Here is a 934-nt window from a genome sequence, read left to right on the forward strand (position 1 = left end):
ATATGGTACTACTTCTGTTGGTTGTCCTGGTTTGGTTGGATCTGTTGGATCATTTGGATACTTGATTGGATTTGTTGGTTGTCCTGGGATGTTTGGAATCCATGATCCTAGTGGTTTGTATGTTACCACTTCTGTAGTGTTTTCTGAGTCTGCAGTTACTTTTGTAGTTGGTACTGTTGCTTTATCAGCTAAGTATCCTTTAACTACTGGTGACTTCACTTCAGCCAAGTCTTGAGCTGGTGTCCAATCTCCGTATGTAACCTCACCTGTAACCAAGTTAACTTTGGCTTCACGTGTGAATTTAGCTTCTTGTGTTACTGTTTTTGGAGTTCCATCTTCGTTTAATACTGGAGTTCCATCTTCGTAAACATAAGTAATTGTACGTGTTACTGTTTTGTTTAGATCTTTTTCTTCCAAACCAGCTGGGTATTTAGGTCCGTCTGGGTTGTTTGGATCAACAGGTGCCCCTGGTGTTTTTGGTTGATCTGGTGTAACTGGTACAACACGTTCTTTAAGTGTTACTTTGAACTCTTGATCAGTGTCTTTATCTTTATCGAACTTACCACCTTCTGGGTATGTATTAGATACTAATTCATATCCTTTATTTTCAAGTTCTTTAATTTTCGCTTTTACATCAGCTTCTTTTGTTAATGGTGTATCTGAGTCACCTTCTTCAGTAATAGCGTCAACACCTGGAATTGGATTTCCTTTTTCATCTACGAAAGTAGTCTTAGCTTTTTGCGTATCCTTCACATAGTTGATTGGTGTATCCTCACCTGGGTTAGTTGGGACACTTGGTACTTCATAACCTTTAGTTGGATCGTTTGGATCTACTGGTTTAAGTGGTTGACCATTGCCATCTTTTGGAGTGTATCCTGGTACATATGGTACTACTTCTGTTGGTTGTCCTGGTTTGGTTGGATCTGTTGGATCA

1 protein-coding gene is annotated in these 934 nt (G+C 39.3%); it reads right to left on the minus strand.

Annotated elements, in window-relative coordinates:
- Positions 1 to 934, minus strand: a 934-nt coding sequence (locus ADH52_RS07340) for a mucin-binding protein (protein ID WP_049510760.1), incomplete at both ends; no start/stop codon positions are given.

It is taken from the genome of Streptococcus pseudopneumoniae (assembly GCF_001072665.1).
Lineage (GTDB): Bacteria > Bacillota > Bacilli > Lactobacillales > Streptococcaceae > Streptococcus > Streptococcus pseudopneumoniae_S.